This is a genomic window from uncultured Nostoc sp., from assembly GCF_964245575.1.
Classification (GTDB): domain Bacteria; phylum Cyanobacteriota; class Cyanobacteriia; order Cyanobacteriales; family Nostocaceae; genus Nostoc.
On record NZ_CAXTNP010000005.1, the window covers coordinates 22,495 to 37,656 of the forward strand.

Annotated in this window: 14 protein-coding genes; 3 read left to right on the plus strand and 11 right to left on the minus strand. The window is 41.1% G+C overall.

From position 1 onward, the window contains the following. Nucleotides 1-5: 5 nt before the first annotated feature. From devC to psbP, 5 genes are all read right to left on the minus strand, one after another. On the minus strand, nucleotides 6-1,160 hold the full coding sequence (gene devC / locus ACFFAP_RS01455; RefSeq protein WP_375509552.1) for an ABC transporter permease DevC: 1,155 nt from the start codon (nucleotides 1,158-1,160) through the stop codon (nucleotides 6-8). Nucleotides 1,161-1,381: 221 nt separating this feature from the next. Further along, entirely contained in the window at nucleotides 1,382-2,806 is a 1,425-nt protein-coding gene (locus ACFFAP_RS01460) for an HlyD family efflux transporter periplasmic adaptor subunit (RefSeq protein WP_375509553.1), read from the minus strand. A gap of 1,121 nt (nucleotides 2,807-3,927) precedes the next feature. After that, complete coding sequence (locus ACFFAP_RS01465; protein WP_375509554.1) at nucleotides 3,928-4,665, minus strand: phycocyanobilin:ferredoxin oxidoreductase; 738 nt, start codon at nucleotides 4,663-4,665, stop codon at nucleotides 3,928-3,930. A 96-nt stretch (nucleotides 4,666-4,761) separates the two neighbouring features. Further along, nucleotides 4,762-5,355, minus strand: coding sequence for a Maf family protein (locus ACFFAP_RS01470; RefSeq protein ID WP_375509555.1), 594 nt, complete (start codon nucleotides 5,353-5,355; stop codon nucleotides 4,762-4,764). A gap of 162 nt (nucleotides 5,356-5,517) precedes the next feature. Further along, the gene (gene psbP / locus ACFFAP_RS01475) at nucleotides 5,518-6,063 is read right to left on the minus strand and encodes a photosystem II reaction center PsbP (RefSeq protein WP_375509556.1); all 546 of its coding nucleotides are present in this window, start codon (nucleotides 6,061-6,063) and stop codon (nucleotides 5,518-5,520) included. Nucleotides 6,064-7,095: 1,032 nt separating this feature from the next. Here psbP and dapB point away from each other — a divergent pair. Continuing rightward, nucleotides 7,096-7,932 (plus strand): 4-hydroxy-tetrahydrodipicolinate reductase, encoded by an 837-nt coding sequence (dapB, locus tag ACFFAP_RS01480; RefSeq protein ID WP_190943690.1) that lies wholly within the window; start codon nucleotides 7,096-7,098, stop codon nucleotides 7,930-7,932. Nucleotides 7,933-7,950: 18 nt separating this feature from the next. Further along, complete coding sequence (locus tag ACFFAP_RS01485) at nucleotides 7,951-8,637, plus strand: phosphate ABC transporter permease (RefSeq protein WP_375509557.1); 687 nt, start codon at nucleotides 7,951-7,953, stop codon at nucleotides 8,635-8,637. Nucleotides 8,638-8,770: 133 nt separating this feature from the next. Here the strand turns inward: ACFFAP_RS01485 and ACFFAP_RS01490 are convergent, their stop codons facing one another. The 5 genes from ACFFAP_RS01490 to ACFFAP_RS01510 form a co-directional block, all read right to left on the minus strand. Then, nucleotides 8,771-9,400 (minus strand): precorrin-8X methylmutase, encoded by a 630-nt coding sequence (locus ACFFAP_RS01490; RefSeq protein ID WP_375509558.1) that lies wholly within the window; start codon nucleotides 9,398-9,400, stop codon nucleotides 8,771-8,773. A gap of 104 nt (nucleotides 9,401-9,504) precedes the next feature. Continuing rightward, entirely contained in the window at nucleotides 9,505-10,314 is an 810-nt protein-coding gene (locus tag ACFFAP_RS01495; protein ID WP_375509559.1) for a TPM domain-containing protein, read from the minus strand. Nucleotides 10,315-11,183: 869 nt separating this feature from the next. After that, nucleotides 11,184-11,723 (minus strand): DUF948 domain-containing protein, encoded by a 540-nt coding sequence (locus ACFFAP_RS01500; RefSeq protein ID WP_375509560.1) that lies wholly within the window; start codon nucleotides 11,721-11,723, stop codon nucleotides 11,184-11,186. An 11-nt stretch (nucleotides 11,724-11,734) separates the two neighbouring features. Next, a complete protein-coding gene (locus ACFFAP_RS01505) occupies nucleotides 11,735-12,085 on the minus strand; it encodes a YtxH domain-containing protein (protein WP_375509561.1) in 351 nt (116 codons plus the stop codon). Nucleotides 12,086-12,321: 236 nt separating this feature from the next. Further along, the gene (locus tag ACFFAP_RS01510) at nucleotides 12,322-12,657 is read right to left on the minus strand and encodes a hypothetical protein (RefSeq protein ID WP_375509562.1); all 336 of its coding nucleotides are present in this window, start codon (nucleotides 12,655-12,657) and stop codon (nucleotides 12,322-12,324) included. A gap of 795 nt (nucleotides 12,658-13,452) precedes the next feature. On the opposite strand from ACFFAP_RS01510, the gene ACFFAP_RS01515 reads away from it, so the two are divergent. Next, nucleotides 13,453-14,445, plus strand: coding sequence for a metal ABC transporter solute-binding protein, Zn/Mn family (locus ACFFAP_RS01515; protein WP_375509563.1), 993 nt, complete (start codon nucleotides 13,453-13,455; stop codon nucleotides 14,443-14,445). Between the two features lie 93 nt (nucleotides 14,446-14,538). Here ACFFAP_RS01515 and ACFFAP_RS01520 read toward each other — a convergent pair whose 3' ends face one another. After that, entirely contained in the window at nucleotides 14,539-15,072 is a 534-nt protein-coding gene (locus ACFFAP_RS01520) for a DUF4330 domain-containing protein (protein WP_375509564.1), read from the minus strand. Between the last annotated feature and the right edge of the window lie 90 nt (nucleotides 15,073-15,162).

Genomic DNA, 15,162 nt, shown 5'->3' on the forward strand with positions numbered 1-15,162 from the left:
CTTAATTAAAAGATATCTGCTGGATCGGCAGAACTTAATTTGCGGACTGCGATCGCACCAGAAATAATGCACATCAGCATAGTCAAAATCAACACCATTACCGCCCGATCGAAACTCATGAAAACTGGTAAAAGTGTTGCACTTCTGGCGCTATTATACATAAATAAAGCAAAAACTATTCCAGGAAAATATCCTAAAATTGCTAATAATAAAGCCTCTTGAAGAATGACTGTCAATAAATAGTTTTGTGTGTAACCTATTGCCTTGAGAGTAGCGTACTCAGCTAAGTGATCTGCAACTTCTGTATAAAGTATTTGATAAACTATCACAGTCCCTACAATGAAACCCATGACAGTCCCTAATGTAAAAATAAACCCAATAGCTGTACTATTTGCCCAATAATTCCGCTCAAAATCAATAAATTCTTGCTTGGTTAAAACATTTACTTCATTAGGTAAATACTTTCGTAATTCTTGGGCAACAATGTTAGCATTAGCTCCCGGCTTTAATCTAATTAGCCCAATATCAATTAATCCTTTTTGACGATTACTGAATATTCGCAGAAAGTTAATATCACTCGTAATTAAATTACCATCTGCGCCAAATGATGCTCCTAATGTAAATAGGCCTTCAACTTTAATTCGCCGCCTTCGCACTTCTGCTGTTACAGTCTTTTTTTGTTCATAATTAGCAGCAATTGGGCCATACTCTACTCTAGAAGAACGGTCAAATAGAACTACATCAGGTAGTTTAAGTTTATCTAAATTCTCCTGAACTCCAGGTAAGTTAACTATGTTAGTTTCTGGGTTCATTCCAAATATCAGAATACTACGAGGGCGGCCTGTTACAGGATTTTTCCAAATTGTAAAGTCTAAATATATCGGATGTACTGATTGGACTGCGGGTAACTCTAAAGCTTTATATAACCGTCTTTGAGAAAAGCTCCTCATCGCCAGAACAGCGCTAGATTGACTGTTAATTAAAACAATATCGCCTTGCAAGCTGTTATGGAATCGAACATTACTATAATACAAAGCATCCCGAAAACCGAGTTGCATAAACATTAAAATATCAGCGAAAGCAATTCCTGCTAAAGCCACAGATAGGCGAGTTTTTTCTCTTGTTAGTTGTAGCCACGACAGAGGTATTTTTTGACTCATTTTATAGGCATCCAAGCACAGTTAAAATAATTCGTAATGACGCTATCTACGAGACGCTAAAAGCAAATGAATACTAGCTTTGCGCGTCGCTAACGTAATTCTTAAAGACGCTCGGAGCGAATTTAGAGAATGCTTAAAGTTCATTGGGCAGCCTAATTAATAATATTTATAATCCAAAATATCAAATTATGAATTAGTATTAATGCTCGTCAATGACTTAATTAGTTATTAATATCGACAACAACTTTAGCGTAAGTTAAACCAGAAACTTTCTGGCTATCTTCTGGAGATAGAGCAATTTTCACTTCTACGACTCTGGCATCCACATCTGCTGCTGGATCTGTATTCAGCACATCTTTTTTACCAATTTTTCTGCCAATTTCAGTAACAGTTCCCTTTAATTCGCCGCTAAATGCTCCATTATCGCTGCTAATAGTGGCATTTTGACCAATACGCACTTTACCAATACTATCTTCGGCGACTTCCGCAATCACAAACATTTGGCTGGTTTGTCCAATTTCAGCAATGCCATTTGCACCGATCGCTTCGCCTGATTTGGTGTAAACCTTTAAAATCTCTCCAGCGATTGGTGCTTGAACGTAGCTTAACCTTAGTTCTGCTTCGGCTTTTCTGATATTTGCGATCGCATTACTAACTTGGGCTTGCGCTACTTGCACATCGGTAGGACTAACGTCTAAAATTCTGCTCAGTTTGGCTTTTTCTTCATCGATTTGTCTTTGCAAAGTTGCTACGGTTTTATCACGGTTAACTTTGGCTTCGATTAGCTGCTGTTGCAAAGTTGCTAAATTTTGTATTTGGGTAGCTCTGGCTTCGGCAACTTGCTGTCGTAGAGTTGCCAATGTTTGCTTTAGTGTAGCTTGGCTTTCAGCAACCTGTTGATTAGAAGTTACTGCACTCAAGCGTCTTCTATCCCGCTCTTGCTGAGAAATAGCACCTTCTTTGTATAAATAATCATAGCGTCCGGCATCGACTTGAGCATTGCGCTGTTCGGCTTGAATACGTGTAAGCGTTGCTCTGAGAGCATCTCTTTGCCCACTAAGTTCAGCTTCTAAGCGATTCACGGTTGCTTGTTGGACGAGTTTATCCCCACTTAACTGGGCTGCAATCCGCGCGATCGTCGCTTGCCCTGCATTCCTTTCCCCAATTAACTGCGCTTGTAGGCGAGCAATAACTGCTCTTTGGGCTTGAATATCTCTTGGAGATCCAGCCCTAACTTGCGCTAAATTCGCACGGGCTTCTTGCACTTTGGCTTTTGCCTCTTGTAGTCCGGCTATTTGGGTATCGCGGTTGTCTAAAATTGCGACAATTTGGCCTTGCTTTACCTGTTCACCCTCTCTTACCAAAAGTTGCTGAATTCGTGACGATGGTGCTAATCCTGATGATGGAGCGGACAATTTAACAACTTCGCCTCGCGGTTCCAAACGCCCAACAGCACTAATGCTATTGGTAGATGGCATTACGGGGACGGATGTAGTTAGTTTTCTCAACTGCTCGATTTTAGCTGTACCTAGTATCCCAGCAGCGATTACTATTGGCACAGCTACAGCGATACCCCACCAAATCTTAGGTTGTTCTTGATTAAATGCCTGCTCAGTTGGCTTTGGCTTTTCAGTCACCCTTGACATAGTATGTTGCCCATTTACCTGAATTGTGCTGATGGAAGTAAAAATAAAAAGGTTTTTAATCAACAGCCAGCCGCTTAGGACAAACAACAGTGGTTTAAAGCTGGGTATGGCTTAAAATCCATTGCGCGATCAACGCTCAACACTATGGTTTTATAAAATGGTGTTTTCTATAGCGATCGCTCGTTTGTATGCAATACATTTTGACCTCTAAAAGCAGAGAGCCTTTGAGGCATACTCCCCAACGCTAGTTCTTAAGGGGCTGTTGTTGTTAGGTCTGTATTGATATTGAGAAACGCTATAGTAGCTGGCTATTCAAGAACTCTGAGTATTATTGAGACATGAGTGCAATGGAAGTTAGCAGAATTCACAAGCAGTATGAATCTAGATGTAGAGACGCGATGTATCGCGTCTCTACACAAAATCCTAAATTGGTATGATGCGGTACTTTACTGCTACATTCACTACGGCTATAGTTAGTTACAAAATTGAAAAGAAACGTCAAAAATAGACTGTTGCCTTTGCTGGATACAATCTTGGTACAAAAGTTAGTCTTCCTTAAGTGAATCAAGGATTAATTAACTAAAAAATATCTGTCAACTTGAGCATTCCTAACATTAGAGTTTCCTTAACTTTCTGGTCAATGAGTTAGCAGGGCTAGTTGCTTGCACCTACCAAGACAACAAACCATTTTTTTTGTGATATTCGCTTCAAAGACCTTATATCATGTCCGCTTGATTACTTATGATAAAACGAGCAATGCAAATAACCTCAAGTTCTTTTTTCACGTACTTGGTGCATTGAAATGATATCGTAACTGTTTTGCCGGACATGATATTACTATTCTCCCTGCTGCTGTTTTGGGACTCCATTAAACTCTCGTTGAATGAATTCTACATTTATCCCTTAGGCGAAAACGTAACAGAGCCTACAGATAAGGGAGATCGGGAAAATGGGGGAGATGATTAACTAATTTCGGGGGTTTAAGTTAAGAGCAATTAACAAGCGGCAAGTTTTGTGGCGCGGTCTAAATCACCGTTACAAAACTTAATTAAGTTAGCGACGCGCAAAGCGAGTATTCGTTCGCTTTTAGGGTCTCGTAGAGAACGTCATTACGAATTATTTTAAGTTGGGAGGTCGAATAAAACTGTGGTCATGTAATTTTCTGCCCAAGCTGGGCCAAAGGCTTTCTCTAGTACGCGGCGGGTTTTATCGTTTTGCTGCTGTTTAGTGCAGTAGTTGTGTTGTCCGGCGAGATTTTGTGTAACTTGTTCAGCTGAAACAGGATGTGAAGCGATGGCTTGGGTGCAATGAATATCTAAAAATTCTCGCACCCGCGAGAGAAACATTGTTTCTTCTTCTGGGGTACTGGGGCGCACAAAGATGCAAAAATCCGAAAAAATATCTCCCCATTCAGGTAATTCACGGGGTTGGGAAAAGTTAAGCACTGTTAACTGTGTCAGTGCAGAAGTATAAGATTCTGGTAAGGTGCGCTCTAATTGAATAGGAGAAAGGTCTGCGATCGCAGCACTAATTTGACCTCTTCCCCCAACTAAATCGCAACCAAACATCGGCAGGTTGTATTCTGGACGGGGAAACATGACGCAGTGCAAAATATCCAGCATATTTCCGATTTTTGCCAGTTCCAAATGCATTTTTCGGAACTGGGGCGTTTCATAGCAACGGTTTTCAATCGTCAATTTTTCGCCTTCTAGTCTACCTTCCACATACCCCAACTCATCAGGCAAATGGTAGGGCGATAGATCCAGGTGCTGATGCCAAGCTGTTTCAATACAATCAGCTAGCTGACGAATTAGGGGATGTTGTTGCTCACGTAACGATGGTATAGAAGTAAATGACATATTCTAATACTTGATGGGAATTGGGCATGGGGCATGGGGCATTGGGCATTGAGCATTCACTAATGACAAATGACAAATGACAAATGACTAATGTGACTATTGCCAGAAATCAGTGACATCGTATCCCAGTTCCTCTAGCATCTGCCGTAGCAGGGGTAAGCTGAGTCCAATGACATTGGTATGACAGCCTTCAATTTTTTCGACGAAGAAACTACCAAAACCCTCAATTGCAAAGGCTCCAGCACATTTAAGGGGTTCACCTGTGGCAACGTATGCAAGAATTGCGCGATCGCTCATTTGAGTAAAGTAAACTCTTGTAACTTGAGCCTTGACTATAGTAACGTTTTGAGACACATCAATTAAGGCGTGACCTGTGTACAAGTCGCCAAAGTTATCTTGCATTATCTGCCAACGTGCGATCGCTTCAGAGGTGTCTGGTGGTTTGCCGTAAATTTCACCATTCATGAACAAAACCGAATCACAACCCATAATCAAAGCCGATTCAAACTGTGGAGCTACAGTTTCCGCCTTATATTGGGCAAGAGTTTTGACCAATTCTGCTGGTTCACTTAATTCAATTTGCGACTCATCAAAATCACTTGGTTTAACTATCGGTTCAATACCAACAGTTTGCAGCAAGCGGCGTCGGGCTGGGGAAGCTGAGGCAAGTACAAAAGGTGGAATTTTCATGATATTTCTGACAAACTTCCTAATTGGAAATAGAGCATGGGGCATTAAAAAGAGGCTCCAGGGGCAAGGAGCTTTTAGCAGAGAGAGCGGAAAATTCTTCTCCCTTGCTAAGAGCTAAGAGCTCCCCTGCTTCTTCCCCATTCCCTATTCCCCACTCCCCAATTAATAAACAGAAAAAGAATTTACAACCTCATCAATCATTCGTTTAACTTTCTGCCAGCGTTTTTCAGGAATTGAGGCGTTGAGGGTAAAAACTTTACCACGGCTAACAGCGACGCTGGCGATGTTGTGTCGTTGCTGTTGATTGGGGAGTTTAACCTCATACTCTAAAAGGTAGTATATTTTACCGTCTACTTCTCGCTGTGCAGCATTGACTAATTCAGCTGAACGACCAGAGTCAGGAGGCGCAAGAGCTGCTTTTCCCAACTTATATCCTACTTCTGTTGGGGTTCCCAATTCTGACAAAGTTTTGCCTTCTGGAACTGGGCTAATCACAACCGAAACATTTTCAGACACCTCAATCAAATCGTGGAAAACCACATCTGGCCCGTTGGCAACTTTAACTTGCAGCCAGCCGTTAGGATATAAAAACTGATAGCCATCATTAGTGTTTACAAAGCTTTTGAGTCCAGATGCTGCCGCTACATCAGAATTACTCAGGCTGAAGCTCAACACCAATAGCAAAATTAATATAATTCGTTTCCACATTTTTACAGATTCCTTTGGGCTGGAGACAACACCAAGCTTGCATCATTTCTCGTTATTATTCTCCCACCAACCGACACGCTTCGGATGAAGCATTATATGGGGAGGGATAAATGCTCAAATGTTGGTAAATACTCCCTGACTCCCTGGTGTATCGCAAGTGATGTGAAATGCGTAAGCGTAGATTGTCGTAGACATCGCCTACCCGCTTCGGAATGAATTCCAAGGCTAATAGCGAAAGTCATCTCAAAGATGACTAAAGAAAAGTTAAAAAAATTAAAGGCTAATTGAAAACACAAAAAACCCCGACTTGATAGCCGAGGTAGATGGGAGAAGTCCAAATGTCGATGGGATATACCGATACCGAAATCTTTTTTTCTTAGCTAACACCAGTTAGATAGTTAACGTTTGGTCTTTGCTAAGTTATGTTAATAAATTTAACAATAACATTACAAATAGTCAACTAGACTTGACAAAAAAAGACTGATATCTTTTATAAGAACTACTTATCAAGGACAGTATAGGATTATTTTTCAACGAAGAGGCAGTTCTTCAAGGGGGCTAAAAGCTTGGGGAAATCACCCCAACATTGAGCCGTGAAATGAAGGGGGGAACATGTTCTTACTTCCCCCACTTTTAATAAGTGGTTCTGGAATTGATTGGGTGGTCACTGAGCGACTTGCCTTGATCTATTGTACTGAGCATCTCGACTTCGCTCGATGGAACCGTAGTCGAAGTAAGTCGAAAGGAGCCGAAGTGTCGAATCCCAATTTTTTTCCTTCTCCCAAGCTTTAAGCTAATAGCTCCCTTGCCTCTTCCTCAAGGTGTGGTGAGTGAAGTAGGGAAAATAAAACAGTTACTGGCTAAGATAGTGAGATGAAAATGAGAACATATCTGCTGTAAAGAGTACAAAACTGAGTGATTAGCTGCATAAATCAGGGTAGTTGGAATTAAGCCAGAGATTTTAGAAGCTAGCTACTAGATCACCAAAGTCTTTACAATTCCTTTGTTAGCTCAAAAAGTATTTCTCGACCTATGACGAATCAAGCTCCTATCCCGGTTATTGTCAACGGTGCTGCTGGTAAAATGGGCCGTGAGGTGATTAAGGCGGTGGCGCAAGCGCCAGACTTAAACCTAGTGGGTGCAATTGACCACAGTTTAGAACATCAAGATAAAGACGCTGGAGAATTAGCGGGTTTAAGCGAACCCTTGGAAGTGCCAATTACCAATCAATTAGAACCGATGTTGGGGTATGTGGCTGGCGACAGACAGTCTCCTCCAGGAGTGATTGTAGACTTTACCCATCCCGATTCAGTTTATGACAATATTCGTAGTGCGATCGCCTACGGTATTCGTCCTGTAGTCGGCACCACTGGGTTAAGCCCAGAACAAATTCAAGACTTGGCAGACTTTGCCGACAAAGCTAGCACTGGTTGTCTAATTATTCCTAACTTTTCCATTGGCATGGTGCTATTACAACAAGCCGCGATCGCAGCCTCCAAATATTTTGACCATGTGGAAATTATCGAACTGCATCATAACCAAAAAGCTGATGCTCCAAGTGGTACTGCCATTCAAACGGCGCAGTTATTAGGAGAATTGGGTAAAACTTTTAACCCTGCTCTTGTAGAAGAAACGGAGAAATTACCAGGAGCAAGGGGTAGTATAGCAGATGAAGGGATTAGAATTCATAGCGTGCGCTTACCAGGATTGATTGCTCATCAAGAAGTTATTTTTGGCGCAGCAGGACAGATTTATACTTTACGACATGATACGAGCGATCGCGCTTGTTATATGCCAGGAGTGCTACTAGCGATTCGCAAAATCTTAGCGCTAAAGTCGTTAGTATATGGATTAGAAAAGATCCTTTAAACATACTATTCAGGACTCATGTTAGTACCACTAACTCGCCAGAAATTTGAACAAGTTATCCCCCTAATTGCCACTGGTTTGCAGTACAAGTACTACTGGGGGAAGTTCTCAAATTTTTTGCAACGGCTGTTAATTTCTGTAGTTGCCGTAGTTGTTATTTTGCTTGTGACAATCATTTTTAGGCTTGAGTTTGCTTCAATAGTATTTGTGCTGGGGGTAATTAGCGCTTTTTTTTGGCTGTGGTATCCAGTGTTTCAAGCAAGTATGCGGAATTTGCAATGCCGCCGTTATAAGTATGGCGGCTTTTTCCGTGGTCGAGTGCTAGATTGGTGGATTACAGACCAGTTGATGGGTAAAACTGAAACAGTCAACAGCAAAGGCGAATTGGTGATTGTAGAAAATCGAGAAAAACAGATTAACTTAGAGGTGGGTGATGAAACAGGATTTAGTATTGAGTTTGTAGCACCATTACGTCCTGCCCACAAAGTTATTACTCGTGGTCAAATTGCAGAAATGGTAGTGATGTCAAATCGCCCAGATTTGAGCAGTATTGAAGAATTCAGCGATATATACTTTCCTAGCAGTGACCTGTGGGTTAGCGATTATCCTTATCTACGGCGAGACTTCTTTAACGAAGTTGGTCGCCGCTTGCGTGAAGACCAACAACAAAAGCCACGTCGGCGGCGTCGTAGCACAGAAGAGTAAACTAGTCAGCAATCAAAAGATTTACGAACGGCATAATCTAGGCTCCTTGCTCGCCACTAATTAACAAAAATATCTGGATCTTAAATATTTTAAAATAGTATTTGCCATAAAGAGTCCAATAGAGCCGACGTTCCTAACTCCCCCGATTTCCATCTTGTCCATAGGCTTGCCAAGCCAAGTCTACCAATCCATCAACGATCGCAGCTGCTACAACTGCATTACCTTTGCGGCTATCAATTGTAATGTGAGGCACTAAGGAGTCTTGTAAGCGCCTCTTCGCTTCATCAACATCTACAAATCCCACTGGAGTAGCAATTATCAAAGCAGGTCTAATTTCCTCAGCTTCAATTAAATCCACCAGTGCTGTTAGTGCTGTTTGCGCTTGGCCCACCACAAAAATGCCCTCTGGATAACGCTTTGCTAAGGTTTCTATTCCCCATGCTGCCCGAGTTTTTTCTTTTTGAGGACGTGTCAGAGCTTCCATGCTGCAATACAGGGGATTGGCAAAGGTGTTTTGAATCTCGTAGGCAATACCTACTTGCACCATCGGGACATCTACCACAATTGTGGTACGCGCGGCTAGTGCTGCTGCTCCTGCTTGCAAGGCACGCTCAGAGAAACGAATCAAATACTTATACTCAAAGTCAGCTGTAGAGTATATTACCCGACGCACAATTTCATACTCTGCGGGTGAAAAAACATGATTTTCAATTTCACTATCAATGATTGCTAAACTTTGAGCATCAGTTACGTGCCATTCCATTTTTGTTGAGCTTCTCAAATATTAGCTTTCAGCTTATCAGCTTCAGAGAGTCAGGAGTTAGGAGTTAAAAATTATAAGTTAATTAAAAACTCATAACTCAGCACTCATAATTCATTACTGGAAGAAGACCGACTGAAAACAGGAGATAGGTAAGCAACCAAGACACCAATAAGAAACCCAGAGATATTGCGAACTAGAGGTAACCAGTCGCTTGTGCGTGTCACTACTGGCCCAATGCCAAAAGCAAGAAACAAGATTCCCCACAAAGGTGAGAAAATTAAAGCCCATTGCCAAGCGAAAACTTGTCCTTTCTCGCGGGGTTGAGCTGCAAATCCACAAATCACCCCACCAATAATTGAGGTAATCAAGGTGAGAATCCATTGCTCTCGTGGCAGTCCGGGGACAACATTGCAACCACCTTTGAGCAAACAGCCTTTAACCGATTCTAAGGCTTGCAGAATCGCTTGGTCTTCGCCTTGTTCGCGGACAAAGTACAAGTTACCGAAGCGGGTTTGCAGTTCTATCCAGAACGTCCGGGGTAAAAGTTCATAAACAGCATCGCCAACGCTAAAACTGAGGATGTTACCGCCACGAGAATCGGCAACTAGTAGAATGCTTTTGTCATCCAAACCCCAATATTTTATAACTGCCCGACCTGGGGTGCGGTCATACTGGGTCAATACTCGCAGTTTCCAGCCCGTATCGGCTTCAAACTGCTCTAAATCTTTGACAAGCTTTTCTTCTTGCTGCACAGGAAGAGATTTTGCTAAGTCTACAACTGGGGTAAAGGTGCTAGGAAGTAAGTCAGGATTGTCGTAAGCCAGTGCTGGGGGAGAATGCATGACCCAAATTGACCCAGCCAGGAAAAATACTGCAATGGATACCAGAATTCGTCGCCAAAAACAAGATTGCATAGACGTTTTTATACAAATATCAACGGTAAAAGCGAACAAGTTGTTTTAAAAGAGTAGTGGAAAAGTGATGCTTCTTTACACTTGTTTACTTTACTCTAATCTAAGGGATCAAAGCAAAGCGTTTTTAAGGAGTGGGGATTGGGAGTGGCATTCGTGATAAGTAAAGATAAAGTCCATTTTGTCAATCAGTTAAAATACTTTATTTTAATGAAAATGATAATCGTGGATGGTGAGAGGTGTAGCAGGCAGTTGTCGCATACCTCCTACCCCTCTTTTTAATTATCATTATCGTCAAAGTTGAGAACAACTCAAAATTGACTAAGCCATAGCGGAGTTCCCCATACAATAAAAGGGGAATGATTATAGGTGAGAGATGACTAACAAAGAATTATTAATTCGAGAAATAGAAAATTTACCGCCGGAGTTGCTAACAGAAGCACTCGATTTGATCCGTTCTATTAAGGTTAACTATACAAACTGGATATAAATATTTGCCAAACTCACACAAATTGACAACATTACGAGTGCGAATGTAGCCTTTATCAAAACTGCGATATCCGCTAAGTTTTGCAAATACAAATAAATCTCCTATTGAACTGTCCCAAGATTTATATTGGCTATTCACGCTATCTACAAATTTGCGAACAACTTCGTATGTACTTGGTTCCTGACAAAAATTTGGAAACAAGCACATTTATCCTAAAAAGATGGCTTCATTAAAATATGCTTCAGCCGTTTTCCCAAATTGCGGAATACAATGCCAAAGTTTATCCATAAACAAAAAAAATCGCTTTTTTTTAAGCTGATAAAATAGCACGTTTTGACACCGTAACAAGGAAGATAAGCAAAGCCCCACGCCCTTTTTTTGGTCAATCTTCATCATTGAAATTGTTTTCCCAGCTTGCGGCATCGTTATAACCGTCATTAACGCGGTATACTTCTGCTTTGCTTTGGTGATTTTCTTGCTTTAGCACTTCCCGTTCTCGCAACGTTAGTGGTGGTTTTTCATTGCTTGGCAAGTGATCGCCTGTTCGCCTTGTGGGTTTTTGGTGCGTGAATTTTCTCCAAGCAGCTTTCGCGCCAACAAAGATGCTGCGTGTACCTACTTGCAGATTTTGAGCCTGAATTCTTGCACTATCAAGGCTTTGATCGACTTGTTTCACGACTTTACTAGCACTTTTTACACCTTCACTGACATCATCAGTTAAGTCAGTGATTTCCAAACCAGTCACACGGATAGCTTCTAGAGTGGGCGGTAACTCCCGCGAGAGTGTATCAAATAGCTTTTCTGCACTACGAGCAGCGCGTGCTAACTCCTGCAAAGCAGGTATTGCCGCCACTAAAACCGCAGTCAAACTTGTGGCGACTAAGAGTAAAGAAAGTCCCAACCAAAACAGGGGGTCAATCACGGTTATGTCATTTATGAGCGTTCTAATTGCTGGGGAAGAGAATCTGAGTCTTCAACAGATGTTTGCCGCTTCAAGACTTGGCTTTCTCGCTGACTGGCATCTACACCTGCTGCGATCGCTTCCTGTAATCTATCTAAAGTATCATCCCAGTTTCGTAAGGCGATCGCAGAAAGACGATCTGCCTGGATTTGCACACTCGTTGATAAATCTTCTGCCAATTCTGGGATAGCATTAGCAGATTTTTTCAAAATTTTACGCGTTTCGCGCCCTGTGCGGGGAGCTACGAGCAAACCGGTCAAAGCACCGATGGTAGCTCCCAGCATCAAACCGCCAAAAAATACTCCAGAACGGTTATTAGACATCTTGTTATTTCTCTCCTTACACCTATTTTAGGTGGGTTTTCTCTCCTTGTAAGACTGCACCGATTTTATTCAGTTAATCTATCGTGACAAAATATCAGCCAAAAATGTTGCTTTTATTCATTAAAATATCAAAACCACTAATTACTTATAATTCAAAACTCACGGCGTCCCCGTCTCAACGTGTCACCGCGTCCCTGTGTCAGCCCTAATTATAAATGTTCATGTGTTGACATAACTCATTTTCCAACAGTTCTTTTCCCTGGTGTTAACTCTAGCCTACGAAAATAACGCTGCCAGATTTGCTGTCCTAGCAAAAGTAGACTGATAATTTGCCGCACTTGTTGGATTTGCATTTGTAGCGCTTGATTTCTCTGCCGTAAATTATAAATATTCTCCTGACTGAGATAAATATTTTCGGGTGCTTTATTCAGTGCTGCATGGGTACAACTTTCATAGACGGTTAAACTATCTGCTATGTATGCTAGCTGTCGCTTGAGTTGCCCCACCCGCCAAGCCACATAGAGTAGTATCAGCGAAATGAGGGTGTTAACGAGGATAACTAAAATTACCATTGTTTATCTTTACCAATATCAGTTTTGAGGAATTGTTCTATATACTTGACTTGGCTGTTAATTTAATGATGAAGAAACTAAAGGATAAAAATTATGGTATAAAGTACAGCCGGGATTATGGCAAGAAAGAACAGTTAGATGATGCTCTGAGCGTTATTGAAAGGCTTTAGTTGGTGTAAATTCGTGTAAGAAAGGCTGATGGCTAAAAAATCGCCAATTCGCCAATTTTATAACAACTATATGCCCACACCTCGCAAAACCACAGCTACAATTGCCTTAGATTCACGACTCGGGAAGGCGAAATCAACCCGTATGCTCAATCAGCTCCAGCATTACTACGTTCCACTCCAAAACCTGATAATCCTAGACAATTTGCGACCTTTGTGGAATGTAAGCACAATGGTATAGCCCCTTCAACAGACGGTGAGAGAACTACACTACACTCTTTACCGGAGGCTCCCCAGCATCACCTTTATTATTGTGCTTTTACTTCTACCTGTTTTCCAGTCTGTCGCGTGAACTTAACTAACATTTTGCCTGCAAAAACCTCACTTGGGGTTCACCAAGCAAAAATTGCTGGATGTGCAATGGGCAAAGGAGAGAGTCTATTAATTCCTCTTCTCTTAAAAAGGCTTGCTCTAATTCCCTCCTTGTTAAAAAGGGTTAGGGACGATCAAGCCTTAACCCAAGCGTATTGCCTTTAAACTCTTCCTTGTTGAAGGCTTCCACCTGGTATTTCACTAATCCGCTTACTGATAATGATTATTTTTTCTATACATCCAGTAGGAGTTTAGGATGTCAAAAAAATTACCATCAACTAATTCCTTCCGAGCTATTCTTGTTGCCTTGACGATTGGATTTGTTGGGTGTGGAACTCAAACTGCAAGAACTGCATTCACTCAGACTACCACTCAGGTAAATGAAAATCTTCCCAGAGTCGTTGCAACTACAAGTGTATTATGTGACTTAACCAAACAAGTTGCCGGAAATACAGTTAACCTCACCTGCTTAATTGACCCTAGTGCCAACCCCCAATTTTATAAACCAAAGCCGGAAGATCGTAGAGCCATTGAGCAAGCTAATCTTATTCTCTATAGTGGCTATAATTTAGAACCAAATCTGATCAAATTAATTAAAGTGACTAAAAACACTGCACCGAAAATAGCCGTTGGTCAACTTGCGGTGTCTAAGCCACAAAAATTTCAGAAAGGGGGCAAGAATGTAACTAATCCTCATCTTTGGCACAATACTAAGAATACTATCAGGATGGTGGAGGTAATTAATAGTAACCTGAGAAAATTAGAATCTAGCGAAGCGGAGGCTTATACCAGCAATACCAAAAGAATCACAAATGAACTCACTCAACTAGATAGCTGGATTAAGTCAAGAATTGCCAGTATTCCTCCCAAAGAACGCAAGTTAGTTACAACCTCTAATGCACTGAGTTATTACACCAAAGCATACGGTATTCCATTAGCTGGGGGATTACAAGGTATTAGTAGTAGCGAAAACCTCACAGATGCAAGAGTGAAAAATTTGGTTACAAATATTAAACTGGCTAAAGTATCAACAATTTTCCCTGAGGCGGCAACTAACCCTAATTTGCTTCAATCTGTAGCAAGAGTTGCTGAAGTGAAAATTTCTGAGAGGAAGTTGTATGCTGAGGGACTTGGTGAACCAGGAAGCGAGGCGGACACTTATCAGAAAATGATGATTGCCAATACACGCACAATTGTAGAAGGGTTAGGAGGGACATATTTAATGTTTGAAGCGAAATCTGCTCAGTAGTTAGAACCTCAATTGATTAATCTGATAAACCGACTTTTTTATTACATAAAATTCGGTTTATCAGCCTCTTTTGTTAAAATGAAAATGGGAATGCTATTTGTCTTTTAATCTGATATCAATAACAGTTGCATTGAAGTTATAGTTAAAGCCTTCTAACTCAAATGGCATTCCAATTTTAACTTTACTGTTACCGAGAACCGGGCCATTATCAGTTAACTGGGCTTTGCCATCTAAAGTCAAAATCAAATCTGTACTAAAATTGTTGCTTTTTGGATCTGGTAATTCTTTAACAGTACCATCAGGTTGGGGAATATTGATTGTTCTAGGTAGCTGTTGAACGGATTTAATCTCAATCTGTCCGTAGGGTTGATTGCGGATAATCACATTAGTTTTTCCGCCTTTTTTGAATCCGTTATTGAATAATTGTTCCGGGTCACGGACATTCAAACCACGAACTACTAAGTCTACTTCTATGGGTACTGTTTTCGCACCGACTTGGGCAACAGAACCAGAAGTGCCAGGAAAGATAAAGATGCCAAATATAACTAGCAGAATTACTAGTGCAGCACCTAAATCTAAGAGGTTGATTTTGCCGAACAAGCGACCTTTTGAATCTAAAATAGCCATAAAAAGTTTTCCGAGGTAATAGCGAAGTAATTGATTGTAGCAAGAAGGTTTTGAATGGGAATAGCAATTTTCCCTATTTGGTAATAAAGG

Excerpts from the sequence above, each read along its gene's own strand:
- devC (WP_375509552.1), bottom strand. The coding sequence starts at position 1,160 with ATGAGTCAAAAAATACCTCTGTCGTGGCTACAACTAACAAGAGAAAAA.
- ACFFAP_RS01460 (WP_375509553.1), bottom strand. The coding sequence starts at position 2,806 with ATGTCAAGGGTGACTGAAAAGCCAAAGCCAACTGAGCAGGCATTTAAT.
- ACFFAP_RS01465 (WP_375509554.1), bottom strand. The coding sequence starts at position 4,665 with ATGTCATTTACTTCTATACCATCGTTACGTGAGCAACAACATCCCCTA.
- ACFFAP_RS01470 (WP_375509555.1), bottom strand. The coding sequence starts at position 5,355 with ATGAAAATTCCACCTTTTGTACTTGCCTCAGCTTCCCCAGCCCGACGC.
- psbP (WP_375509556.1), bottom strand. The coding sequence starts at position 6,063 with ATGTGGAAACGAATTATATTAATTTTGCTATTGGTGTTGAGCTTCAGC.
- dapB (WP_190943690.1), top strand. The coding sequence starts at position 7,096 with ATGACGAATCAAGCTCCTATCCCGGTTATTGTCAACGGTGCTGCTGGT.
- ACFFAP_RS01485 (WP_375509557.1), top strand. The coding sequence starts at position 7,951 with ATGTTAGTACCACTAACTCGCCAGAAATTTGAACAAGTTATCCCCCTA.
- ACFFAP_RS01490 (WP_375509558.1), bottom strand. The coding sequence starts at position 9,400 with ATGGAATGGCACGTAACTGATGCTCAAAGTTTAGCAATCATTGATAGT.
- ACFFAP_RS01495 (WP_375509559.1), bottom strand. The coding sequence starts at position 10,314 with ATGCAATCTTGTTTTTGGCGACGAATTCTGGTATCCATTGCAGTATTT.
- ACFFAP_RS01505 (WP_375509561.1), bottom strand. The coding sequence starts at position 12,085 with ATGTCTAATAACCGTTCTGGAGTATTTTTTGGCGGTTTGATGCTGGGA.
- ACFFAP_RS01510 (WP_375509562.1), bottom strand. The coding sequence starts at position 12,657 with ATGGTAATTTTAGTTATCCTCGTTAACACCCTCATTTCGCTGATACTA.
- ACFFAP_RS01515 (WP_375509563.1), top strand. The coding sequence starts at position 13,453 with ATGTCAAAAAAATTACCATCAACTAATTCCTTCCGAGCTATTCTTGTT.
- ACFFAP_RS01520 (WP_375509564.1), bottom strand. The coding sequence starts at position 15,072 with ATGGCTATTTTAGATTCAAAAGGTCGCTTGTTCGGCAAAATCAACCTC.